Origin of the sequence: Albimonas marina (assembly GCF_029223255.1) — a bacterium.
GTDB lineage: Bacteria > Pseudomonadota > Alphaproteobacteria > Rhodobacterales > Rhodobacteraceae > Albimonas.
In genome coordinates this window covers 288,172-311,638 of the sequence record NZ_JARHUC010000005.1, presented here as the reverse complement: position 1 = coordinate 311,638, position 23,467 = coordinate 288,172, and the positions used below count along the sequence as shown (strand labels likewise).

Here is a 23,467-nt window from a genome sequence, read left to right as displayed (position 1 = left end):
CCTCCCGATCCGGATTCGAGTCCGGTTTTCCATGGCCGGGAGGAAAGCAGCCGGCGACGGCGCCGTCCACCGGCCTCGCTCGACCTCAGGCGGGCTGGCGGCGCGCCTCGAGGATGCGGTCGACGGCGATGCGGGCCGTCTCGGCGCAGGCCTGGGTGCCGCCGTTGCCGTAGGTCTTCACCGCGTCGCCCACGCACCACAGGCCCGCGATCCCCGTCTCCTGCTCCATGTCGTAGCCGGCGCCGGAGCGCTGGGCCGGCCATTCGTCGCGCATCACCCGGATGGAGAGGATCTTCGCCGCGTCGTCGAAGCCCGGGAACTGCTCGCGCAGGTCTTTCAGCCCGTTCTCGACCTCGGCCTCCGAGTCGAAGTTGCCGATGGCGGGGCGGGGCACGGCGTAGGCGACGTATTGATGCCAGCCCTCGGGCGCGAGCTCGGGGCAGGCGGCGGTCAGGTTCGCCATGTTGCACAGCCGCCCCGTCGCGGTGCGCCCGAAGGTCATGATGCCGGGGGCGGGCATGATGTCCTCGCGGGTCGCGAAGTTGTAGACGATGTTGGCGGCGGGCCTCAGCACCTCCTGCGTGCGGCGGACGTAGTCGGGCGAGAGATGCGCCCCCGCCAGCCCGACCAGCGCCCGCGGACCGCCGTTGAAGATCACCGAGGGGGCGGTCACGCGCACCGTCTCGTCCCCGCGCCGGATCAGGACGGCGCGCACGGCCCCGTCCTCGATCTCCAGGTCCACGGCCGGCGCCTCCAGCCAGACCTCGCCGCCCAGCCGCTCCACCGCCGCGGCGAGCGCCGCCCAGGCGCCGCCGGTGCCCTGCGGGTGGAAGCCGAAGCGTTTGAAGGCGCCCTTGGAGGTGAAATAGGTCAGGAAGGCGCGGGCCGGGATCTCGTCGGCGTTCATCGCGAAGATCGCGGCGCACAGGTTGCGGAAGATCGCGTGCACCGTGGCGTTCGAGGTGTAGCGCTTCAGCCAGTCCTCGGTGGACTCGCGCCCGTCGGGCAGGGAGCCGGAGCGCGCCTGCGCGAACTGGTCCAGCACGCGCGAGGCCTGCTTGGTCAGGCCGCCCAGCAGCATCCCCAGCCCGCCCTTCTGGACGTTCACCACCTTGCGGTCGAGGTAGAAGACCGTGGCGGGGTTGGGCTCGCGGATCTCCAGCTCCGCGCCGGCGAGGCGGAAGGTCTCCTCGAAGACGCCGCCGGGCTCCAGCGCGATGGCGCCCATGTTGACCCGGTGGCCGTCGATGACCTCGGTGCCCGCGCGCCCGCCCAGCCAGGCGTGGTCGTCGATCAGCAGGGTGCGCAGCCCGGCCGCGGCGGCGCGCGCCGCGGCGCAGCAGCCCCCCGCGCCGGCGCCGATCGCCACCACGTCGAAACGGTCGTCGGTCCGCATCTCCGAATCCTCCCTTTGGGTCGTTGGGACCGAATCATAATCCGTCCGGCCGTCTTGTTAATCTTTCATCGACCGGTTCGCGCCGCAACCATCCCCGTCTTGCCCGCGCCGCCCGGGTTTGCGACAACGTAAGGGCGAACGTGCAGCAGAGGACGACCGCATGGCCCGGACCCAGTCGCAGCTCTACCCCGAGATCCGGGAAAAGATTCTCCGGACCGCCGGCAAACTGTTCGCCGAGAAGGGGTTCGCGACGGCGACCATCCTCGACCTCGCCAAGGCCTGCGATTCGTCGCGCGGGGCGCTCTACCACTACTTCGGATCGAAGGAGGAGATCCTCGCCGAAATCATCGAGGGCCACGTGGCCGAGATGCTGGGCGAGCTGGAGGCGATCGAAAGCCAGCGCCTGGAGCCCGAGGCGCACCTGAGCGAGGTCGCCCGCTGCATCATGCGCCTGAACGCGGTGAACGCCCACGAGCAGGTGGTTCTTCTCAACGATTTCAACCTGCTGGAGCCCGAGCTCCAGCGCAAGATCGCCGCCGACCAGCGCAAGATCGTGGCCATCGTGCGCAACGCGCTGGCACGGCTGGACGACTCGCGCCGGCTGGCGATCAGCTCCGACAGCACCTACGCGATGATGCTGCTGGGGATCCTGAACTACACCTTCGCCTGGTACGACCGCGACGGCCCGATCTCCCCCGAGGCCTTCGCCGACCGCACCGTCGACATCTTCCTCAACGGGTTCCGCAGCGCGCCGCGGCCGGAGTAAGGGCGGGCGGCGCCCCCGCCAGCGTCGCGCGCCATTATAAAAAGCCGTCCGTTCGGATTATATCTCCCCCTGGCGATCGGTTTCGCGCATTCATCGGTTGCGCGTGGAACGATCTGTGATAGAGACTCATAAAAAAGCCGAACGTCCAGACTGCTAATTCCTGCAGCAGGCGTCGGCGACCACGACCCCAGCCGCCGCCAGGGAGGGCGACGACTTGAACCGGACCGAGACCACCGCGGCCCCCGCCCCGACGGCCGCCCCGCCGCCCCCGCTGCTCGAGATCCGAAACGCCCGGATCGTCTACGACCACGCGGTCGAGGCGGTGCGCGACGTCTCGCTCAGCGTGCCGCGGGGCTCGGTGGTGGCGCTGCTCGGCTCGAACGGGGCGGGCAAGTCGACGCTGCTCAAGGCGCTGACCGGAACGCTGGCGCTGGAGGAGGGCGAGGTCGAGAAGGGGGCGATCCTGCTCGACGGCGAGGATCTGGCCCGCACGCCGACCGACCGCATCGTCACCCGCGGCGTCTCGCTGGTCCCCGAGGGGCGGCGCCTGTTCGCGAACCTCACGGTCGAGGACAACATCACCATGGGCGGGCACCTGAAGAGCTCGGCCGACCTCGCCCGCCTGCGCGCGCAGGTCTACGACCTGTTCCCCCGCCTCGCCGAGCGTCGCCGCCAGATCGCGGGCTATCTCTCGGGCGGCGAGCAGCAGATGGTCGCCGTCGGCCGCGCCCTGATGGCCGAGCCCCGCCTGCTGGCGCTGGACGAACCCTCCCTCGGCCTCGCCCCCCTGATCGTCGACCAGATCTACGCCACGGTCGCCCGCCTGCGCGCCGAGTTCGGCATGACCATCCTGCTGGTCGAGCAGAACGCCATGCAGGCGATGGAGATCGCCGACACCGTCTACATCATGGAGAACGGCCGCGTGGTGCTCGACGGCCCCGCCGAGCAGATGCGCGGCAACCTCGACGTGCAGGAATACTACCTCGGCTTCTCCGGCGGGGGCGAACGCCGCAGTTTTAGGGACGTGAAACACTACAAGCGCCGCAAAAGGTGGCTGTCGTGAGCGCCCCCTTGCTGAAACTGACCGGCGTTACAAAACGCTTCGGCGGGCTGACCGCGGTGGACGGGGTCTCGACCCATGTCGACGCGGGCGAGATCGTCTCGATCATCGGGCCGAACGGGGCGGGCAAGACCACGCTCTTCAACATGATCTCGGGGGTGCTGCCGCCCTCCGACGGTCGCATCGAGCTCTCCGGCCGCGACCTCGCCCGCGTGGCGCCCCACGACTACGTGCGCCACGGCATCGGGCGCACCTTCCAGAACCTCGCGCTCTTCAAGCACGGCACCGTCGTCGACAACATCCTGGTCGGCCGCCACTGGCGCATGAAGACCTCGCTGGGCGAGGCCGTTTTCCACTTCGGCCGCCCGCGGCGCGAGGAGATCGCCGCCCGCGAGCGCGCCGAGGAGATCATCGAGTTCCTCGAGATCGAGACCATCCGCGACAAGGTCGTGGGAACCCTCTCCTACGGCCAGCAGAAGCGGGTCGAGCTGGGCCGCGCCCTGGCGACGGACCCGAAACTCCTGCTGCTGGACGAGATCGTCGCCGGCATGAACCAGGAGGAGACCGAGGACATCGCCCGCTTCATCCTCGACATCCGCGACGAGCTGGGCGTGTCGATCCTGATGATCGAGCACGACATGCACCTGGTGATGGACATCTCCGACCGGGTCCACGCGCTGAACTTCGGCGCGACGATCACCGAAGGGACGCCGGCCGAGGTCCAGTCCCACCCCGGCGTGATCGAGGCCTACCTCGGCGCCAAGGCCGCCGCCGAGCGCCAGCCGCAGGGGGCCGAGCCCGCGCCCCTGCTCCGCGCGAGGGCCGTCTGATGACCCTGCACACGCCCCCCCGCCTGACCGATGCGCCGGCCGAGCTCTTCGCCGCCGACCGCACGCCGCTGCCGCCCGGCCACGACCCGCTCGCCTTCGAGACCTTGCGCGCCGGGAACACCACCCTCCCGCGCCTGCTGCGCGAGCGGGCCCGGCGCACGCCCCATGAGCTGGCCCTGCGCGAGAAGGACCTCGGCGTCTGGCGGCGCTACGACTGGGCGCACTACGAGCGGCAGGCGCGGCGCTTCGCGCTCGCGCTGCTCAGCCTCGGCATCGGGCGCGGGGACCGGATCGTCATCGCCTCGGAGAACACGCCGGAGTGGTATTACGCCGACCTCGGCGCCGAGATGATCGGCGCGATCCCGGTCGGCATCTACCCCACCAACCCCTGGCCGGAGCTGCAGTACATCGCCCGCCACTCGGGCGCGCGCCTCGCGGTCTGCGGCGACCAGGAGCAGACCGACAAGGTCCTCGACGCGCAGGCGAACGGCGAGGGGCTGCCCGACCTCGCCCATGTCGTGTGCGTCGACATGAAGGGCATGCGCCTCTACGCGAACCCGCAGCTGACCTCCTTCGAGGCGCTGCTGGAGGCGGGCGATGGGTATCTGGCGGCGAACCCCGACGCGGATGCGCGCATCGACGCGATGCTTGAAGAAACCTCGCCCGACGACGCGGCGCTGATGGTGTACACCTCGGGCACCACCGGCCCGCCCAAGGGCGCGATGCTGACCCATCGCAACATCGTCTACTCGACCCACGCCTACGCCCGCACCGTCGGCGCGGACCGGCGGCGGATCGAGGCGGTGGGCTACCTCCCCCTCTGCCACGCGGCCGAGCGCTGCTACTCGATGGCCATGCTGCTGGTCACGGGCGGGACGGTGAACTTCGCCGAGTCCATCGACGCGGTGAACCTCAACGTGCGCGAGATCGCCCCGACCTTCATGGTCGGCGTCCCCCGCATCTGGGAAAAGATGAAGGAAGGCTTCGAGTTCCGCCTGCGCGAGAGCGGCGCGGCCCGCCGCCGCATCGCCGAAGCCTTCCTGCGCTGGGGCCGCCGGCTGGACGACGCGCGGCAGGCGAACAACGGGCGCCTGACCCTCTCGCAGACCCTGCAATGGCAGGCGCTCTACTGGCTGATGTTCCGCAACGTGCAGCGGCACATGGGGCTCGACCGGACTTATCACCGGCTGTGCGCCGGCGCCTCGGTCAGCCCGGAGACGCTGCGCTTCTTCTCGGTGATCGGCCTGCCGCTGGCGCAGGGCTACGGGATGACCGAGGTCGCCGGCTGCGTCTTCGTCCAGCGCCCCGGCTTCTTCCGCCTCGGCGGCTGCGGCCTGGCCGTCGAGGGCACCGACTACGAGATCGCGCCGGACGGCGAGATCCTTCTCGGCGGCCCCGCCGTCTTCAAGGGCTACTTCCGCGACCCGGAGGCGACCGCGAAGACCATGCAAGGGCCGATGCTGCTCTCGGGCGACGTGGTGGCCACGCTCGACAACGGCGAGATCTCGATCGTCGACCGCAAGAAGGCGATCATCATCACCTCGGGCGGCAAGAACATCGCCCCTTCCGAGATCGAGAACGCCCTCAAGGACCATCCCTGCATCAAGGAGGTCATCGTCACCGGCGACGGGCGCAAGTTCCTGGGCGCGCTGATCCAGCTCGACTTCGACAACGCCGGCCTCTGGGCCGCCGAGCGGGACCTGCCCTACACCACCTACAAGTCGCTGGCCCAGCTGCCGCAGATGCGCGCCCTGATCCAGAGCGTGGTCGACGAGGTGAACGGCCGCTTCGCGCGCGTCGAGAACATCCGCCGCTTCGTGATCCTGGAGAAGGAGCTCGACCACGACGACGGCGAGCTGACCGCCACCCAGAAGGTCCGCCGCTCGATCATCGAGACGAAGTTCGCCCGCGAGCTGGAACAGATCTACGGCCCCGCCCAAGGAACTCGGGGGGAGGCGACGGCATGAACTACCTGATCGAACTCCTGGTCTCCGGCCTCGCCGTCGGCGCGGTCTACGGCCTGATCGCGATGAGCTTCGCGATCATCTTCAAGGCCACGGGCCTGCTGAACTTCGCGCAGGGCGAGATGGGCATGATCACCGCCTACGTCGCCTTCTCCATCGCCTCCGCGACCGACGGCAACCCCTGGCTGACGGCGGCGGGCGCCATCGTCTTCTCGGTCCTCTTCGCGCTGGCGGTCGAGCGGATCGTGATCCGCCCCATGGTCGACGAGCCGATCCTGGCCCGCATCATGACCACCATCGGCCTCGCGGTCATCTTCCGCTCGGGGACCATGCTGGTCTGGGACGCGCTGCCCCACGACATGGGGCTGGCGGCGGGCTCGGCGCTGGTCGATCTCGGCGGCGTGCGGGTGCGCGGCGCGCAGATCGGCGTGGTCGTGGCGCTGGCCGTCGCGGTGGCCGCCATGCTCGCCTTCTTCCGCTATTCGCGCTTCGGCATCGCCATGCGCGCGGTCGCCTCCGACGACGCCACCGCCCGGCTGATGGGGGTGAAGACCGCCCGCGTCCAGCAGGCCGCCTGGGGCGCGGCGGCGGTGATGTCCGGCATCGCCGGCGCCCTCTTCGCCATCGCGTGGGAGCTCTCGCCCTCCCTCTACGCGCTGGGCCTGAAGTCCTTCCCGGCCACGATCCTCGGCGGCCTGGACTCGGTCGTCGGCTCGGCCTTCGGCGGCGTCGTCATCGGCATCACCGAGAACCTGGTCGGCGGCTACATCAGCCCCGGCCTGAAGGAGGTCGCCGGCTTCGTCATCATCATCGCCATCCTGATGGTCCGTCCCTACGGCCTGTTCGGCGAGAAGCGGATCGAGAGGCTCTGATGCGCTCCGGGTTCTACAAGCAGACCATCGCCGAACACCTGGCGCTGACCGACTCATGGCCCCAGCGGATCTGGATCGCCATCGGGCTGGCGGCGCTGGCCGCCGCGCCCTTCGTGCTGGACACCTACCTGCTGACGCTGGTCACGCTGATGATGATCACGGCCGTGGGCGGCATCGGGCTGAACATCCTGACCGGGTGGACGGGGCTGATCTCGCTCGGCCAGACCGGGTTCATGGTGCTGGGCGCCTACGGCTACGCGATCCCGGTCGAGAGCTGGGGCTGGGATCCGCTGGCGGGGTTCCTGCTGGCGGGGCTGGTGCCGGCCGCGGCCTCGGTGCTGGTGGGCATCCCCTCTCTGCGGCTGACGGGGCTGTATCTCGCGATCACCACCCTCGCCTCCGCCTTCATCGTGGTGCATCTGGTGCTGGAGTTCCCGGGGCTGACCAACGGCGCCTCGGGGATCTTCGTGAACCGCCCCACCGTGCTGGGCTGGACGGTGTTCACCGACCAGGACCTGTTCCGGCTGGTCGCGATCTTCCTGGTGCTGACCATCCTCGGCGCCATGAACCTTCGCCGCTCCCGCATCGGGCGGGCCTGGTTCGCGATCCGCGACAAGGACGATGCGGCGCGCGTCATGGGCGTCGATCTGCGGACCTACAAGCTCTACGCCTTCGTTGCGTCCTCCTTCGTCGTCGGCATCTCCGGCGCCCTCTACGGCATCTTCCTCAGCTTCGTGACGGTGGACGGCTTCCCGTTCCTGCTGTCGATCGAGGCGCTGGCGATGCTGATCGTGGGCGGCATGGGCTCGATCGCCGGGGCGGTCCTGGGGGCGGTGTTCCTGGTGGGCCTGCCCGAGGTCGTCTCGATGCTCTTCTCCGCCTTCGGCGACAGCGCCCGCGCCCTGCTCTCGACCGGCGCGCACGAGGTGAAGGGCGTCCTCTACGGGCTGGTCATCATCCTGTTCCTGCGGCTCCAGCCCGAGGGGCTGATGGGCCTGTGGCGAGACGCGCAGCGGGTCTGGACGCTCTGGCCCCTGCGCTACTGAGAAAAATCACAGGGAGGATAAACCGATGAAACCATGGAAAGGCGCGGCCGCGGCTCTGCTGGCCGCAGCCCTTGCGGGGCCGGCGATGGCCGCCGACCAGGGCGTGAGCGACACGGAGATCCTGCTGGGCGAGGTCGAGCCGCTGACCGGCCCGCCGGGCCTGCTGGGCATCGCCCACAACCTCGGCGTCCGCCTCGCCATCGCCGAGGCCAACGCGGCGGGCGGCGTCGGCGGGCGCACCCTGAAGCTGGTGGCGGAGGACGACGGCTACGTCACCTCCCGCACCATCCAGTCGCTGCGCAAGCTGATCGGCGTGGACAAGGTCTTCGCGCTGACCGCGGTCTCGGGCTCGGGGCAGGCGGTCGCCTCGATCCCGATCCTCAAGCAGTCCGGCATCCCCACGATGATCCCCATCGGCCCGCTGCCGCCCCTCTACGAGCCGCCGATGGACAACGTCTTCGTCGTCGGCCAGTCCTACACCGAGGGGATGCACCAACTCGCGCTCTACCTCGCCAAGAAGTACCCCGGCGCGAAGTGGGGCGTCATCACCCAGGACGACGACTACGGCGCCGCGCTCCGCGAGGGGATCGAGCAGGCCAAGGGCGAGGCGAAGATCGAGGTCGCGTTCGAGACCCGCTACGCCCGCGGCCTGAAGGACTTCTCCTCCGAGATGCTGCGCGTGAAGGATGCGGGCGTCGAGGTGCTGATCGCCGGCGGCATCATCTCCGAGAACATCGCCATGGTGAAGGAGGCCGAGAAGCTGGGCATCACGCCCGCGATCGCCACCTTCTGGCCCGGCCGCGTGCCGGAGGTGCTGAAGGCCATCGGCCCGGCCTCGGACGGGATCTACGCCGTCGACTACGTGGCCCCGATCCAGTCCGACGCCGGCCAGGCCTTCCTCGAGCTCGCGCGCAAGCACCTGAGCGAGGAGGAGGTGGCGCGCGTCAACCGCTACACGATGACCGGCTACACCTCGACCCGCCTGCTGATCGCCGCGATGCAGACCTGCGCCGAGGACCTGACCTGGGCCTGCACCATTCAGGCCTTGTCCGAGGGGCCGGCCATCGACACCGGCGTGATGGCCCCCGCGGCCTTCGCCGGCGGGCGGTTCACCAACTCGCCCGTCACCATCATGCAGGCGGACTACGAGACGCTGAGCTACGCCCCGGTCGAGTGACCGCAGGCGAGGCGACCCCGCGGCGGCGACCCCCGGTCGCCGCCGTTTTCATGCGCGGACGGGAGGAGCAGGCGATGGACGGCGTGGTGATCTTGGGCGGCGGGCAGGGCGGCTTCCAGGCCGCCGCAAGCCTGCGGCAGGAAGGATACGCGGGCCCGGTGCGCCTGGTGAGCGACGAGCCGGGCCTGCCCTACCAGCGCCCGCCGCTCTCGAAGGCCTATCTCAAGGACGGCGACGCCGCCCGCCTCGCCTTGCGGCCGGAGGCGTTCTTCGCCGCCTCCGCCATCGAGCTGGTCCATGACCGCGCCACGGCGCTGCTGCGCGAGACGCGGGAGGTGGCGCTCGCCTCCGGCGCGGTCCTCGCCTACGACCACCTGATCCTCGCCCCCGGCGCCCGCAACGCCCGCCCGCCGCTGCCCGGCCTCGACGCGCCCGGCGTGCTGGGCCTGCGCACGCTGGCCGACGCGCAGGCCCTGCGCGCGGCGCTGCCGGCGACGGTCGAGGACGGCGCGCGGGCGGTGGTGATCGGCGGCGGCTTCATCGGGCTCGAGTTCGCCGCCGTCGCCCGCGCCTTCGGCTGCGCCGTGACGGTGGTCGAGGCCGCGCCGCGCCTGATGGCCCGCGCCGTCTCCCCCGAAACCTCCGCCCGCTTCCGCGGCAAGCACGAAAGCCTGGGCGTCGACCTCGCCCTCGGCGTCCCCGTGGCCGAGGTGCTGACCGACGCCGCCGGCCGCGCCTGCGGCGTGGGGCTGGCCGACGGCCGCGAGATCCCGGCCGGCCTCGTCCTGCTCGCCGCCGGCGTGCGCCCGAACGTGGAGCTGGCGCAGGCCGCGGGGCTCGAGGTCGCCGACGGCATCGCCGCCGACGCGCAGCTGCTGACCTCGGACCCCGCGATCTCCGCGCTGGGCGACGCCTGCAGCTTCCCCGACCCGCGGACCGGGGCGCGGGTGCGGCTCGAATCCGTGCAGGCCGCCACCGACCACGCCCGCGCCGTCGCCCGCCGGCTCGCCGGCCGGCCCGAGCCCTACGCGGCCCTGCCGTGGTTCTGGAGCGACCAGGCCGACTGGAAGCTCCAGATCGCCGGCCTGCCGCCGCGCGGGGAGAGCGCGGCAGACGTCCACGACCTCCCCCGCGGCGGCTTCGCCGTGCGCCGCTGGGAGGGCGACGCGCTGGTCTGCGTCGAGACGGTGAACGCCCCGGCCGAGCACATGGCCGCGCGCCGCCTGCTCGCCGCCGGCGGCGTCTCGCGCGTGGCCCTCGCGGCTCAGGAGGGCAGCCTCGCGCGCCTCGCCAAATCCGGCTGACTCGTCGGCGAATGGATCGAAAGCGGACGGAGAGTCGGAGGAATCGTTGAGGAAAGAGATTGTTTTCGCTCGATTCATTCCCGTTGCATAAACCGGACAGCCGGTTAATAATTGACCCATCGCACCGCCGCCCCCTCCTCCACACGTGGGGCCGCGGGCGATGTCGAGGGACGGGCCCGCAGCGGCGACCGGCCCCGGCGGACAGGGCGCCGCAGACCAAACGACAGGCGCAGGATCAGGGAGAACGTGACATGAAGATGGATCGACGCCTGGCGGGCCTCGCGGGCCTCGCCCTGCTGGCGGCCGCCCAGACCGCGCCGGCGCAGGCCGAGACGGTGCTGCGCTACTCGAACTGGCTGCCCGCGGGCCATTCGGTCCTGGAAGGCGCCATCAAGCCCTTCATCGCCGAGGTCGAGGCGAAGACCGACGGCCGCGTGAAGATCGAGACCCTGCCCAAGGTGGTGGGCACCGTGCCCGGCCAGTACGACGTCGCCGTCGACGGGCTCGCCGACATCGCCTTCCTGGTGCTGGGCTACACCCCCGGCCGCTTCCCGCTGACCGAGGTGGCGGAGCTGCCCTTCTCCAACTTCGATCCCAGCGCGCTCAGCATCGCGCTGTGGCGGATGTTCGAGGCCGAGATCGAGCCGCGCAACGAGTTCAAGGGCGTGAAGGTGCTGACGCTGGCCGTCACCACCCCCTCCCAGATCGCCGCCCGCACCCAGCCGATCGAGCGCATCGACCAGCTCGAAGGGCTGAAGATGCGCAACCCCGTCGCCAGCTTCACCGCCGCGGCCGAGGCGCTGGGCACCGTGCCGATCAACAAGCCGGTCTCGGAGATGTACGAGCTCGCCGCCTCCGGCGTCGTCGACGGCACCTTCACGCCCCTCGACACCATGAAGAGCTTCCGGCTGATGGAGGTCATGCCCTGGATGACCAAGGTCGAGGGCGGCCTGTTCCAGCCGGCGCTGGGCCTGGTGATGAACCGCGACGCCTGGGAGGCGCTGAGCGCCGAGGACCAGGCCGTCGTGATGGCCGCCGCCGGCGAGAAGATGGCCGGGATCATCGGCGCCGGCTACGCCGCCAACGACGTCGCCGCCGAGGCCGAGATGAACGCGCTCGAGACCGGCGGCGTCATCGAGGCGAGCCCCGAGCTGATGGCGGCCCTGCACGAGCGTCTCGCCTTCGTCGAGAAGGCCTGGATCGAGAAGGCCCAGGGTCTGGGCGTCGAGAACGCCGCCGAGCTGCCCGGCCGGCTGCGCGACGAGACGGCGGCGCTGTCGAAATGAGCGCGGGGGACGGCGGACCGGGGCCGGCGCGCCGGCTCTGGTCCCGGCTGCTGCGCGGGGTGGAGGCGGTCTCGGCCGTCTCCATCCTCGTCATGACCGGCCTGATGGCGGCGGACGTGATCGGGCGGGAGGGGCTGAACAGCCCCTTGCCCGGCGCCTCGGAGCTGATCGAGTTCTGCCTGGTCGCGGCGGTGTTCACGGGCCTCGTCTTCGTCTCCTGGCGCGAGCGGCACATCACCGCCGACCTCTTCGACGCGCTGCTGGGCCGCCGCGGGCGGCTGGCCCTGCGCGCCTTCGGCTGCGCGCTGGGGGCGGGGATCTTCGGCCTCGCCGCGCCGCAGATGCTGCGGCTCGCGCGAAGGGCGGCGGACTTCGGCGACGTCTCGGCGACCTTCGGCCTCCCGATGGGGTGGCCGCTGGGATTCATGACCGCGATGTGCGCCGTCTGCGCGCTGGCCTTCGCGCTGCGCGCCGTCCTGCTGGTCGCGACGCTGCTCCGCGGCGGGGACCTCGAGGAGGGCGCGGAATGACCGTGGCGCTGCTCGGCTTCCTCGCCGCCTTCGTGCTGATCTTCGCCCGCGTGCCGGTGGCGGTGGCGCTGATGTCGGTGGGGACCGCCGGGATCTGGCTGACCTACGGGGCCAAGATGGCGCTCGCCTCCATGGCGCTGGTGGTGAAGGAGACGACGCTCGCCTACACGCTGACCGTCATCCCGCTCTTCATCCTGATGGGCGCGGCCGTCGCCCGCGGGGGGCTCGCCGAGGAGCTCTACGACGCCGCCCGCGCCCTGGTGGGGCGGTTCCGCGGCGGGCTCGCCTTCGCCACGATTCTCTCCTGCGGGGGCTTCGCCGCCGTCTCCGGCTCCTCGGTCGCGACCGCCGTCACGCTGTCGCGCATCGCGGTGCCCGAGATGCGCCGGCGCGGCTATTCCGACGGGCTCGCCACCGGCGCGGTCGCCGCCGGCGGCACGCTGGGCATCCTGATCCCGCCCAGCGTCATCATGGTCGTCTACGGCATCACCACCGAGACCCCGATCGGCGAGCTCTTCGCCGCCGGCATGATCCCGGGCCTGCTGGGCATCGCGGGCTACTGCCTCGCCATCGCCTGGATCGTCTGGCGCCGCCCCGCCAGCGCGCCGGCCGGCGAGCGCGTTCCGGGCGCCGAGGTCCGCGCCGCGCTGGGCCGGGTCTGGGCGGTGCTGCTCCTCTTCGCCGTGGTGATCGGGGGCATCTACGGGGGCCTCTTCACCCCCACCGAGGCCGCGGGCGTCGGCGCCGTGTGCAGCCTGCTGATCGTCGCCGCCCGCGGCGACCTGACCCTGCGCACGTTGTGGGAGATCCTGGTCTCCACCGCCGAGGTCACGGCCGCGATCTTCGCGATCCTGATCGGGGCCACCGTCTTCGCCGAGTTCCTCAACTTCTCCGGCGCGCATGAGGGCGTGCTGGCGGTGGTGCGGGACGCGGGCCTCGCGCCCTGGGCGGTGATCGCGGCGATCCTGGGGATCTACCTGGTGCTGGGCTGCGTGCTCGAGAGCCTGTCGATGATGCTGCTGACCGTGCCGCTGTTCTTCCCCATCGTGACGGGGCTGGGCTTCGATCCGGTGTGGTTCGGCATCGTGGTGGTGATGGCGGTCGAGATCGGGCTGATCACGCCGCCGCTGGGCATGAACCTGTTCGTGATGCGCACCGTGGTGCGCGACGTGCCGCTGGTCACCCTCTACCGGGGCGTGGCGCCCTTCGTGGCGGCGGACGTGCTGCGGCTGATCCTGCTGGCCGCGGTCCCGGGGATCTCGCTGTTCCTGCCGGACCTTCTGTTCCGGTGAGCGGAGCTAGTGTTCCGGAAAACGGCTGGCTCAGTCCTTGAAGCTCAGCCAGCCGTGCAGGAAGGCCTTGTTGACCTGGGCGGCCATCTCCTCGGCCCGGATCGGGCCGTCGGGGCGGAACCAGCGGTCGGACCAGTTCAGCACGCCCATCAGGTAGAGCGCCATCGGCCGCAGCATGGCCGTCGGCGCCTCGGGGTTGGCGGCGGCGAGCCGCTCGCCCAGCCGCTCCATCACCCGGCGCTGCAGGGCCTGCATCTCCGCCCGGCGTTCGGGCGCCAGGTAAATGACGTCGTGGATCGCCACCAGGTTGCGGTGGCGGGCCTTGGCCGAGGCTTCCAGGAAGCCGCGCACGAAATCCTCAAGCCGGGCGCGCTCGACCTCGGGGTCCGGGTCGATCTCGCCCTCCAGGCTCTGCGCCACCTGCTCCAGATGCTCGCGGATCAGGTGGTGGAGGATGTCGTCCTTGGCCGGAAAGTAGTGGTAGACCATGGCCTTGGAGACGCCGCAGGCCTTCGCGATCTCGGCGATGCGCACCGCGGGGTAGCCGGATTCGGCGAACAGCCGGGCCGAGGCGTCGACGATCGCCTGCCGCTTCTCGCCGTAGTCGGCCGCCTGAACCCGCGCCATGCCGCGCCCCCCCTCGTCTTCGTCTAGCCTACCGAGCGTCGCCGGTCCGCCCACCACGGCGCGCGCAGCTCAGCTTTCACGATCTTGCCGGCGGCCGAAAGGGGCAAGGCGTCCCGCACCTCCAGGCTGCGGGGGCACTTGTAGCCGGCGAGCCGCTCGCGGCAATGGGCGCGGATCTCCTCGAACGTGGCCGAGCGGCCGGGGCGGAACACCACCACGGCATGCACCGCCTCGCCCCATTCCTCGGAAGGCACTGCGATCACGGCGCAGTCCTGCACGGCGGGGTGGGAGAAGATCGCGTTCTCGACCTCCTTCGAATAGACGTTCTCCCCGCCCGAGACGATCATGTCCTTCACCCGGTCGGTGATGTGGACGAAGCCGTCCTCGTCCATGAAGCCGCCGTCCCCGGTGAGCAGCCAGCCGTCGTGGAAGGCGGCCGCGGTCTGCTCGGGCAGGTTCCAGTAGCCGGGCGTGATCTGGGGGCCGCGGAGCAGGATCTCTCCCGCCTCGCCGCGCGGCAGCTCTTCGCCCCCGCCCGGCGGCGCGATGCGCACGTCGATGCCGTAGGCGGCGCGCCCGGTGGCGGCGCGCTTGCTCTCGCCGTCCGCGCTCTCGAAATGGTGGCGCCAGGGCAGCGACAGGGTCAGGGCCGTCGCCTCGGTCAGGCCGTAGCCCTGGATGAACTCGCAGTCCGGCAGGCGCGCCATCGCCGCCTCCAGCACCGAGAGCGAGATCGGCGAGGCGCCGTATTCGATCCGCCGCAGGGACGAGAGGTCGAACTCGGCCGAGCGCGGATGGTTGACCAGCGTGTTGATCATCGTCGGCACGAACAGGCAGTAGGTCACCCGGCGCCGCTGGATCGTCTCCATCGCCGCCTCGGCCTCGAACTTCGGCAGCAGCACATGCGTGCCCCCCGCCATGGTCAGCGCGAAGAGGGGGATGGAGCCCGCGAGATGGAAGAACCCCGCCGAGTGCAGGAACACCGTCTCGTCCGAGAAATGCAGGCTGGCGATCCAGTTCACCGCCGCGAAGGTGAGGTTGGCGTGCGTCAGCATCACCCCCTTCGACCGCCCCGTGGTCCCGCCCGTGTAGCACAGGCTGCACAGGTCCGCGCCCGAGCCGGAGCGGTCGGGCAGGGGGGCGTGGGCCGCGATCAGCGCCTCGTGCCCCTCCATGTCGGCGGGAACCGGCCCGGGGCCCATGTGGATCGCCGCCCCGATGCCCGCGCGCCGGCGCAGCTCCGGCGCCTGGTCGCGGAAGGCCGCGTCGACGATCAGCGCCCTGGGCGTGAAGTCGAGCAGCGCCGCTACCGTTTCCTCCACCGACCAGCGCGTGTTGAGCGGGACCGAGACCGCCCCCGCCCGCGCGATCGCATAGAGCGCCTCGAGGTAGTCCGCCGAGTTCATCGCCAGGATCGCCACCCGGTCCCCCGGCGCGATCCCCATGGCGGCGAGCCCGCCGGCGAGGCGAAAGGCCCGCTCGCCGACCTCGGCCCAGGTGCGCGTGGTCTCGCCGTCGATCACGGCGGGGAAGCGGCCGCGGGTCTGCACCGCCCGCTCCAGGCTCGACATGAACCGCATCTCATCCTCCCGGAAGGGTCCCGGCGCGGGTCGCGCGCCGGGAGGCGTCGCGTCACAGCGGCTCGTGCGCCTGCGCGATCTGGTATTTCGGATAGCCCCGGGCGACGCCGTACTCGCTCATCCCCCAGCCCACGGCCCCGTCGCACTCGACGCGGGTGAAGTGGTCGCCCAGCTGGCGGACCTGGCGGCGGGTCTCGGGGTCGGAGAGGTCCCACACGTAGTGGTCCGAGTGCTCGCGCCCCATGTCGTCGCCGTGGTTCCAGCCCTTGTGCCCGCCGTAGCCGCCGCCCTTGAGGAAGAAGCGCCCCGGCTGGGGATCGAGCACGAGGCGCCGCCGGCCGCCGTCCTCGTAGGTCAGCTCGATCACGCCGCCGGTCCAGGTCTGGCCCAGCGGATCGTCGGCCCACTCGATCTCGTGCTCGATCTTCAGGACCGAGCGGACGCGGCCGTCCTTGCCGACCTCCTCCCCCGACAGGAAGAAGGGCGCCCCCGGCTCGCGCTCCTTCAGGAACAGCGACAGAGCGAAGTCCTCGAACTGGTAGGTCAGCCAGAACCAGAAGAAGTCCTTGTAGGCCGGCAGGCTGTCGTTCGAGACCATGTCCGTCTGCATGCGCGAGCGGATGCCCCAGGAATGATCCCGCTGCGACCACCAGGTCTGGGGCGTCGCCTCGAAGCGGCGGCCGTTGAGCTCGACCCAGCCCTGCAGGCGGCCGAACTGGGTCATGCGGGTCAGGTCCTCCTCGACCCGGTTGCGCTTGCGCCGGAAGCTCTGCGCCTCCTGCAGCCCGTCGAAGGTCGCCAGCCAGTCGAGCTCGAAGCTCAGGCCAGAGGCGTTCTCCCCCAGCACGAGCCGATGGCGCTTCAGCCCCTCGATCACCTGGAAGCTCAGCGGTCCGATGCGGGTGCCCAGCGGGTCGCGGCCCAGCCGGCGGGAGGCGCGGAAGGTCGTCTGCACCCCGTCCACCGTCACGCCCGCGAAGGCGTCCATCACGTTGCGGTTGGGATACCAGCCGAGCCCGAGGTCCAGCACCACGCCCGGCAGGTCGATGGGGGCGGCGGAGTACCAGTAGCGCTCGGTCCAGCGGTCGTCGCTGGAGGCGACGTGGTTGAAGGTGGTCGGCGTCTGGTGGCCGATCAGGTCGTCCTGGGGCGACAGCATCGGGCGTCCTCTCCCTGTTATGGTGTCAGCCGCGGGTCATCGACGAGAAGTCGACGGCCGCGATGCGTCTGCGCTCGGCCGCGAGCATCCCCTGCAGCGCCTCGCGCAGCAGCCGCTCGATGGTCTCGCGCCGCTCGGGCGCCAGCGCCCGGCCGGGCCCGTGCAGCCAGTCGAGCCAGGCCGAGGCCTCGGCCTGCCGCGCCGCCAGCCGGGCGCGGAGGTCCCCGCAGGGCGCGGCGAGGGCGGGCGCTCCCTCGGCCCCGGCGGCGGTCTCGGCGATCTCGTGCAGGCGCGGCTCCAGCGCGTCGAGCTGCTCGCCCAGCATCTCGCCCGACCACTCCAGCAGCGGCGCGATCTTGCCCAGCACGTCGATGGCCGCGAACAGCTGCGAGCGCGCGTGGTCGTCCGCGAGCGCCGGCGCCACGTCTCGGGCCAGCCGGTCGCGCAGCACCTCGCAGATCCGGGCGGGGGTCATGTCCATCGGATCGCCTTGATCATGCTCATCAGGCCCATCTGGGCGGCGGCGGGCTGAAGCCCCATCACCGCCAGCCGCGCGTCATGCACCGCCCCGCGGCGCACCCGCTCGCGCGCCATCAGCAGCAGGCAGGCGGCCTTGAACTGGCCCAGCACCTCGAAATAGCGGATGCGGTCGGCGTCGATGACGAGGCCGGTGCGCTCGGAATACCGGCGCAGGAACTCGGCGCGGTCGAGCCGGCCGCCCAGCGTCGTCTCGGTCCCGCCCAGGGTGCGCAGGCCGGCCCAGGCGAGGTCCTCGTGCGGGTCGCCCAGGTGGGTCAGCTCCCAGTCCAGGATCCCGCTGATCCGGCCATCCTTCACCATGTAGTTGCCGACCCGGTAGTCGCCGTGCAGCAGCGCGACCCGCACCGCGGTCGGGGCATGTTCGTGCAGCCAGGCGGCGGCGTAGCGCATCGCCGGCGCCTCGGGCCGGCCGTCGGCGCCGGGCAGGCGCGCGACCCAGCGGGCGATTTCGTCGCGCACGCAGGTCTCCGGCGCGGCCTCCGGGTCCAGCGCCGCGGCCGGCGCGTCGCGCCAGTCGCAGGCGTGAACCGCGGCCAACGCCTCGACGAAATCGTCCAGGATCCGGTCCTCGGCCGCCGGGTCCGCGGCCTCCTCCGCCCCCGGGGCGGCGCCCGGCCAGATCGGCATCGGCGTGCGCCCCTCGAGCCGGGAGGTGACGATGAAGGGCGCGCCGATCACCGCCGCGTCGTCGCTCCACCACCGCGAGGTCGCCGCCGGCAGGCCCGGCGTGCCGGCCAGCGACGACAGCGCCAGGTGCTCCGGCCGCGCCGAGTAGGGCGCGAGCAGCCCGTTCGGATCGCCGATCCGCAGGATCAGCGCCTCGTCCGCCCGCCCCTCGCGGCGGAGCGAGAAGCCGATGGTCGCCCAGGACAGCCCCGCGGTGAAGCGGTGCAGGTTCGCGACCGCGACCGGTTCGCCGACCTGCCGTTCGATGAACCCGGCCAGCCGCGGCGCCAGCGCCTCGCCCCTCCAGGCGGGATCGGCAGGGGTCACGGGCGGCCCCGGAGCGGTCTCGGCGGGCGGGAAAGGTCCTGCATGGGCTCGACGTCGCCATCCTCTGTCCTGCCGGCGCGCCCCGTCGGCGCCCGTCCCCTCCGAGCCTATAAGAAAAACCGGCCAGTCGGTCAATCTATTGCGAGCCCGACCGCGCGCCCCCCGCTCCGGGCGCCGCCCGGCGGCCGCGCCCCGGGGGCGGGACAGACGCGCCCGGGCGTGCTATGGCCGCCCGCAATGGGCCGCGCCCCCCGCAGGCCCCCCGAAACCCGAGAACACCCGACGCGTCGCCGACAGGGGCGACCCGCGCGCGAGACGCCGACACGTGATGACGAAACCAGACCGCCGCCTCTCCGTCGCGCCGATGATGGACTGGACCGACCGGCACTGCCGGGTCCTGCACCGGATGCTGTCCGCGCGCGCGCTGCTCTACACCGAGATGGTGGTGGGCTCGGCCATCGTGCGGGGCGACGCCGACCGGCTGCTGCGCTTCCGGCCCGAGCTGGAGGGGCCGGTGGCGCTGCAGCTCGGCGGCTCCGACCCCGCGACGCTGGGCGAGGCGGTGCGCCGCGCCTGCGCCTATCCCTACGTCGAGATCAACCTCAACGTCGGCTGCCCTTCGGACAAGGTGCAGACCGGGACCTTCGGCGCCTGCCTGATGCGCGAGCCGGAGACGGTCGCCGCCTGCGTCGAGGCGATGATCGCGGCCTCCGCGGCCGAGGGCGGGCCCGAGATCACCGTGAAGTGCCGCATCGGCGTCGACGACCAGGAGCCGACGCAGGTCCTGCCCGCCTTCCTCGACCGCATCGCCGACGCGGGCGTGACCAGCTTCGCCGTCCACGCCCGCAAGGCCTGGCTTCAGGGCCTGAGCCCCAAGGAGAACCGGGAGATCCCGCCGCTGGACCATAACCTCGTCGCCGCCCAGAAGGCGCGCCGCCCGGACCTGGAGATCGTGGCGAACGGCGGGCTCGCGGACCTCGAGGCGGCCGAGGACCGGCTGGCCGCCGGGCTCGACGGCGCGATGATCGGGCGCGCGGCCTATCACGAGCCGGCGAAGATCCTCGCCGCCGCCGACCGACGCATCTTCGGCGAGACGGGGCCGGACGCGGACCCCGCGGCGGTCGCGCGGGCGATGATGGACTACATCGACGACGAGATGGCGAAAGGCGAGCGCCTGCACCGCATCGCGCGCCACATGCTGGGCCTGTTCCACGGCCGCCCCGGCGCGCGCCGCTTCCGGCGGGTGATCTCCGAGGCCGCCCATCGCGACGGCGCCGACGCGCGCCTGATCGAGGAGGCCCTGGCCGAAGTGCTCCCCGCCGCCGCCTGACCCGCGCCCGGGTCGCTTCGCGCCCGGCCCGGGCGCTCAGCGCCGCCGGTCGCGGCGGCGGGCGGAGGGGCGGTTCTCGGGCGCGCGCAGGGCGGGCTCGCGCGATGACAGCTGGCCCATGATCTCGCGCCGCCGGTCGGGCGACATCCGCGACCAGCCGGCGATCTCGTCGCCGGTGCGCAGGCAGCCCACGCAGATCTTCGCCTGCGGATGCAGGATGCAGACCTTCACGCAGGGGCTCTCGATCTCGTCGCGCCGCCAGATCGGGTCGGTGGCGGCCGCGTCCAGCGCGGGGTCGTACCGTTGGGTCATTCGCTCTCCGCTTCCAGCGCGGCCAGGCGGTCCAGCGCGCCCTGGAGGATATAGGCCGCCGCCACGTGGTCGATCACCTCGGCCCGCTTGCGGCGCGAGGCGTCGCCTTCCAGCAACGCGCGCTCGGCGGCGACGGTGGACAGGCGCTCGTCCCACAGCAGGATCGGGGCGGGGGTCAGGCGGGCGAAGTTGCGCGCGAAGGCGCGGGTGGACTGGCAGCGCGGGCCCTCGTCGCCGGCCATGTTCACCGGCAGGCCCAGCACCCAGCCCCCCACCTGCCGCCCGCCCAGCGCCTCGAACATCCGCTCGACGTCGGCGCGGAACTTCTTGCGGCGCACGGTGCTCAGCGGCGTGGCGATGCGCCGCCGCCCGTCGGAAACCGCGAGCCCGATGGTCCGGTCGCCGAGGTCGAGCCCCACGAGCTGCGCGTCCCGCGGCAGCAGCGCCGGCATCTCGGCCGCCTGCGCGGATTCGAAGATCGGCGCGAAGACCGGGGCGGGCGCGCTCATGGCGCGACGCCCGCGGCCCGGGCCGCGTCCTCGATCGCGGCGAGCCCAGCTGGGTCGCTCTCGAAGGTGGCGCGGGCCTCGGCGTAGATCTCGGCGGCCTCGTCGCCCCGGCCCAGCACGCCCAGCGCGCGGATCAGGCGGGCCCATTCCTCGGGCGTCCCCCCCTCGGAGGCGAGGCGCTGGGCGAGGTTCGCGACCATGCCCTCGATCATCGCCGCGCGGTCCTCGGTCGACATCTCGCCCGCGGCCTCCATCTGCTCGCGGCTGGGGCCGGGCAGGGCGGGGGCGCCGGCGGACGCCGAGGGGCCACCGGCCTCGGCCAGCTGGCCCGACTGCGCCGCCGCCTGCTCCAGGTCCCCGATCTGGGCCCGGATCGGCGCGATCCAGGGCGCGTCGGCCGGGCCCTCGGCCAGCAGCGTGCGCCAGAAGCGCAGCGCCAGCCCGTAGCGCCCGGTCTGCGCCAGCGCCAGGCCCGCATAGTAGCGCGCCACCGAATTCTCGGGATCCGCCTGCAGCGCGCGGCCCAGCTGCGCCTCCGCCTGGGGCGAGACGTAGCCGCCGGCGGCCATGATCATCGCCTCGGCCAGCGCCACGCGATCCTCGGCCGGGGCGGAGTCGCCCTGCAGGTCCACGACCTCCTGCATCGCGTCCTTCGCCTCGGTCATGTCGCCCAGCCGCATCAGGCTGTCGGCCAGCAGCCGCCGCCCGCGCACGTCGTCGGGCCGCTCCGCCAGCGCGGTGCGCAGCTGGCCGATCAGGTCGCGCATCCGCGCCTCCTCGGCCGAGGGCTCGGGCGTCTCGGCGGCGGGCTCGGACGCGGCGAGCCGCGCCTCCGCCTCCGCCTGGGAGGGGCGATCGGCCTGGCGGGCCTGGATCTCGGCGAGCCGGGTCTGCAACGGCCGGTCGGGCAGGCCGCCCGCGCCCAGCAGCGCGTAAAGCCCCCCGCCCCCCGCCAGCACCGCCACCGCCAGCCCGACGGCGAGCCCGCGGGAGGCCGCGCGGGGCGCCGGCTGGGCGGGCGCCTGGCGCTCGGCCTGCGCGGCGGCGGCGAGCAGGCGGCGCGAGATCTCGGCCTTCGTCCCCTCCGCCTCGGCGGCGGGCAGCACGCCCCGCTCCACGTCGCGCTCCAGGGTGCGCAGCTGGTCGCGGAACACCTGCACGTCGCGCGCGGCCTCCGGCTCGGCGGGCGCTGCGCCCGAGGCGGTCAGCAGCGGGCGCGCCAGCCAGGCGGCGGCGAGCAGGGCGGCGATGAGGGCGACGATCCAGAATTCCATGGCCGAGACCCCTAGCCCCGCGCGCGCGATCCGTCCACCGACGCGCGCGTGAGCGGGCCGCTCCTCGCCCGCTCCGCGGCGTCATGTCCCGGTTTTCGCATGTGTCGCGACGGGCCCCCGCGCCGGGGCCGCGCCCGCCCGATCCGCAACCGCGGCGCGGCCCCCGGACGCCCCGGTCACGAAGGCGGGAGCACGCAGGGGGTTGCGGCGCGCCGCCGCTGTCGTTTTCCTTGGCCGAGACGGCGCATCCGCGCCCCCGGCCGTCGGCCGGTTCCGGCAGAACGGGGCCGGCGCGGCCGATCCCGCGTTCCGCCCGCGTCTCCCGGAGAGGTCCCCGCCCATGGCCCGCTACTCGGTCTTCGCCATCGCCCGGCACGCCGCCTCCTTCCACCAGGGATGGGAGAAGGCCTGGCGCTCCCCCGAGCCGAAGTCCGAATACGACGTGATCGTGATCGGCGGCGGCGGGCACGGCCTCGCGACCGCCTACTACCTCGCCAAGAACCACGGCCTGAAGAACGTCGCGGTGCTGGAGAAATCCTGGCTCGGCGGCGGCAACACCGGGCGCAACACCACCATCATCCGCTCCAACTACCTGCGCGACCCCTCGGCCGCGATCTACGAGCTGGCCCGCGGCCTCTACGAGACGCTGAGCCAGGAGCTGAACTTCAACATCATGTTCTCGCCGCGCGGCGTGCTGATGCTGGCCCAGACGGAGCATGAGCTGCGCGCCTACAAGCGCACCGAAAGCGCCAACCGCGCCCAGGGGATCGAGACCGAGATCGTCTCTCCCGACCGCTGCCGGCAGATCGTGCCGATCCTCAACGTCGACGGCCCGCGCTATCCGGTGCTGGGGGGCCTGTGGCAGGCCCGCGGCGGCACCGCGCGCCACGACGCGGTCGCCTGGGGCTACGCCCGCGCGGCCTCGGATCTCGGCGTCGACATCATCCAGGGCTGCGAGGTCACCGGCATCGACCGCGACGCGAACGGCGTGACCGGCGTGCAGACCACCCGCGGCGCGATCCGCACGAAGAAGCTGTGCATCGTGGTCGCCGGCCACTCCGGCGTGCTGGCCGAGATGGCGGGCTTCCGCCTGCCCATCGAATCCGTGGCCCTGCAGGCGCTGGTCTCCGAGCCGATCAAACCGGTGATCGACTGCGTGGTGATGGCCAACACCGTGCACGGCTACATGAGCCAGTCCGACAAGGGCGAGCTGGTGATCGGCGGCGGCGCGGACGGGTTCAACAACTACACCCAGCGCGGCTCCTTCCAGCATGTCGAGGAGACGGTGCGCGCGCTGGTCGAGACCTTCCCGATCATCTCCCGCCTGCGGATGCTGCGCCAGTGGGGCGGCATCGTGGACATGACCGGCGACCGCTCTCCGATCATCGGCAAGACCCCGGTGCCGGGCATCTGGATCAACTGCGGCTGGGGCACCGGCGGCTTCAAGGCGATCCCCGGCTCGGGCTGGGCGACGGCCTCGATGATCGCCAACGGCGAGGATCCGGTCGCCGGGCCCTTCGGCCTCGACCGCTTCCGCGAGGGACGGATGATCGACGAGTCGGTCGCCGCCGCGGTGGCGCATTGACCGCCCCCGTTCCCGCCTCCGCCCCCGAGGAGGTC

22 protein-coding genes are annotated in these 23,467 nt (G+C 72.2%); 13 read left to right on the top strand and 9 right to left on the bottom strand.

Going from position 1 to position 23,467, the window contains the following annotated elements:
• Window positions 1–85 precede the first annotated feature (85 nt).
• Window positions 86–1,396, bottom strand: a complete 1,311-nt coding sequence (locus P2H44_RS16085; protein WP_275764946.1) for an FAD-dependent oxidoreductase — start codon at window positions 1,394–1,396, stop codon at window positions 86–88.
• A gap of 160 nt (window positions 1,397–1,556) precedes the next feature.
• Here P2H44_RS16085 and P2H44_RS16080 point away from each other — a divergent pair, with 160 nt between their 5' ends.
• From P2H44_RS16080 to P2H44_RS16030, 11 genes are all read left to right on the top strand, one after another.
• The gene (locus P2H44_RS16080; protein WP_275764945.1) at window positions 1,557–2,162 is read left to right on the top strand and encodes a TetR/AcrR family transcriptional regulator; all 606 of its coding nucleotides are present in this window, start codon (window positions 1,557–1,559) and stop codon (window positions 2,160–2,162) included.
• A gap of 214 nt (window positions 2,163–2,376) precedes the next feature.
• Entirely contained in the window at window positions 2,377–3,225 is an 849-nt protein-coding gene (locus tag P2H44_RS16075; RefSeq protein ID WP_275764944.1) for an ABC transporter ATP-binding protein, read from the top strand.
• An 8-nt stretch (window positions 3,226–3,233) separates the two neighbouring features.
• Window positions 3,234–4,052 (top strand): ABC transporter ATP-binding protein, encoded by an 819-nt coding sequence (locus P2H44_RS16070; RefSeq protein WP_275764943.1) that lies wholly within the window; start codon window positions 3,234–3,236, stop codon window positions 4,050–4,052.
• Entirely contained in the window at window positions 4,052–6,019 is a 1,968-nt protein-coding gene (locus P2H44_RS16065) for an AMP-dependent synthetase/ligase (RefSeq protein ID WP_275764942.1), read from the top strand. Before P2H44_RS16070 ends, P2H44_RS16065 begins: the two co-directional genes overlap by 1 nt.
• The gene (locus P2H44_RS16060) at window positions 6,016–6,888 is read left to right on the top strand and encodes a branched-chain amino acid ABC transporter permease (RefSeq protein WP_275764941.1); all 873 of its coding nucleotides are present in this window, start codon (window positions 6,016–6,018) and stop codon (window positions 6,886–6,888) included. The genes P2H44_RS16065 and P2H44_RS16060 overlap by 4 nt, the downstream gene beginning before the upstream one ends.
• Entirely contained in the window at window positions 6,888–7,934 is a 1,047-nt protein-coding gene (locus tag P2H44_RS16055; RefSeq protein ID WP_275764940.1) for a branched-chain amino acid ABC transporter permease, read from the top strand. Before P2H44_RS16060 ends, P2H44_RS16055 begins: the two co-directional genes overlap by 1 nt.
• Window positions 7,935–7,959: 25 nt before the next feature.
• Entirely contained in the window at window positions 7,960–9,111 is a 1,152-nt protein-coding gene (locus tag P2H44_RS16050; protein WP_275764939.1) for an ABC transporter substrate-binding protein, read from the top strand.
• A gap of 74 nt (window positions 9,112–9,185) precedes the next feature.
• Window positions 9,186–10,415, top strand: coding sequence for an NAD(P)/FAD-dependent oxidoreductase (locus P2H44_RS16045; protein WP_275764938.1), 1,230 nt, complete (start codon window positions 9,186–9,188; stop codon window positions 10,413–10,415).
• Between the two features lie 251 nt (window positions 10,416–10,666).
• On the top strand, window positions 10,667–11,701 hold the full coding sequence (locus tag P2H44_RS16040) for a TRAP transporter substrate-binding protein (RefSeq protein WP_275764937.1): 1,035 nt from the start codon (window positions 10,667–10,669) through the stop codon (window positions 11,699–11,701).
• Window positions 11,698–12,231: a TRAP transporter small permease gene (locus P2H44_RS16035; RefSeq protein ID WP_275764936.1), complete on the top strand. Its 534-nt coding sequence runs from the start codon at window positions 11,698–11,700 to the stop codon at window positions 12,229–12,231. Before P2H44_RS16040 ends, P2H44_RS16035 begins: the two co-directional genes overlap by 4 nt.
• Window positions 12,228–13,523, top strand: coding sequence for a TRAP transporter large permease (locus P2H44_RS16030; protein WP_275764935.1), 1,296 nt, complete (start codon window positions 12,228–12,230; stop codon window positions 13,521–13,523). The genes P2H44_RS16035 and P2H44_RS16030 overlap by 4 nt, the downstream gene beginning before the upstream one ends.
• A 30-nt stretch (window positions 13,524–13,553) precedes the next feature.
• Here P2H44_RS16030 and P2H44_RS16025 read toward each other — a convergent pair whose 3' ends face one another.
• Genes P2H44_RS16025 through P2H44_RS16005 form a run of 5 tightly spaced genes read right to left on the bottom strand, consistent with a single transcriptional unit; the run spans window position 13,554 to window position 18,422 of the window.
• Window positions 13,554–14,150 carry a TetR/AcrR family transcriptional regulator gene (locus tag P2H44_RS16025; protein WP_275764934.1) on the bottom strand — a complete coding sequence of 199 codons (597 nt, stop codon included), beginning with the start codon at window positions 14,148–14,150 and terminating at the stop codon, window positions 13,554–13,556.
• Between the two features lie 23 nt (window positions 14,151–14,173).
• Window positions 14,174–15,730, bottom strand: a complete 1,557-nt coding sequence (locus tag P2H44_RS16020; protein ID WP_275764933.1) for an acyl-CoA synthetase — start codon at window positions 15,728–15,730, stop codon at window positions 14,174–14,176.
• A gap of 52 nt (window positions 15,731–15,782) precedes the next feature.
• Window positions 15,783–16,889: a hypothetical protein gene (locus tag P2H44_RS16015; RefSeq protein WP_275764932.1), complete on the bottom strand. Its 1,107-nt coding sequence runs from the start codon at window positions 16,887–16,889 to the stop codon at window positions 15,783–15,785.
• 25 nt (window positions 16,890–16,914) lie between these two features.
• Window positions 16,915–17,370 carry a hypothetical protein gene (locus tag P2H44_RS16010; RefSeq protein ID WP_275764931.1) on the bottom strand — a complete coding sequence of 152 codons (456 nt, stop codon included), beginning with the start codon at window positions 17,368–17,370 and terminating at the stop codon, window positions 16,915–16,917.
• Window positions 17,361–18,422, bottom strand: a complete 1,062-nt coding sequence (locus P2H44_RS16005; RefSeq protein ID WP_275764929.1) for a phosphotransferase family protein — start codon at window positions 18,420–18,422, stop codon at window positions 17,361–17,363. Before P2H44_RS16005 ends, P2H44_RS16010 begins: the two co-directional genes overlap by 10 nt.
• A gap of 328 nt (window positions 18,423–18,750) precedes the next feature.
• Between P2H44_RS16005 and dusA the strand changes: the two genes are divergently transcribed.
• Entirely contained in the window at window positions 18,751–19,752 is a 1,002-nt protein-coding gene (gene dusA, locus P2H44_RS16000; RefSeq protein WP_275764927.1) for a tRNA dihydrouridine(20/20a) synthase DusA, read from the top strand.
• A gap of 36 nt (window positions 19,753–19,788) precedes the next feature.
• Here the strand turns inward: dusA and P2H44_RS15995 are convergent, their stop codons facing one another.
• From P2H44_RS15995 to ccmI, 3 genes are read right to left on the bottom strand one after another with little or no spacing between them, the layout of a single operon-like run.
• Entirely contained in the window at window positions 19,789–20,064 is a 276-nt protein-coding gene (locus P2H44_RS15995) for a DUF1289 domain-containing protein (protein ID WP_275764926.1), read from the bottom strand.
• The gene (ruvX, locus tag P2H44_RS15990) at window positions 20,061–20,573 is read right to left on the bottom strand and encodes a Holliday junction resolvase RuvX (RefSeq protein ID WP_462976299.1); all 513 of its coding nucleotides are present in this window, start codon (window positions 20,571–20,573) and stop codon (window positions 20,061–20,063) included. The genes P2H44_RS15995 and ruvX overlap by 4 nt, the downstream gene beginning before the upstream one ends.
• Window positions 20,570–21,847 (bottom strand): c-type cytochrome biogenesis protein CcmI, encoded by a 1,278-nt coding sequence (ccmI, locus tag P2H44_RS15985; protein ID WP_275764924.1) that lies wholly within the window; start codon window positions 21,845–21,847, stop codon window positions 20,570–20,572. The genes ruvX and ccmI overlap by 4 nt, the downstream gene beginning before the upstream one ends.
• 340 nt (window positions 21,848–22,187) lie before the next feature.
• Here ccmI and P2H44_RS15980 point away from each other — a divergent pair, with 340 nt between their 5' ends.
• Window positions 22,188–23,432, top strand: coding sequence for a sarcosine oxidase subunit beta family protein (locus P2H44_RS15980; protein WP_275764922.1), 1,245 nt, complete (start codon window positions 22,188–22,190; stop codon window positions 23,430–23,432).
• Window positions 23,433–23,467 lie beyond the last annotated feature (35 nt).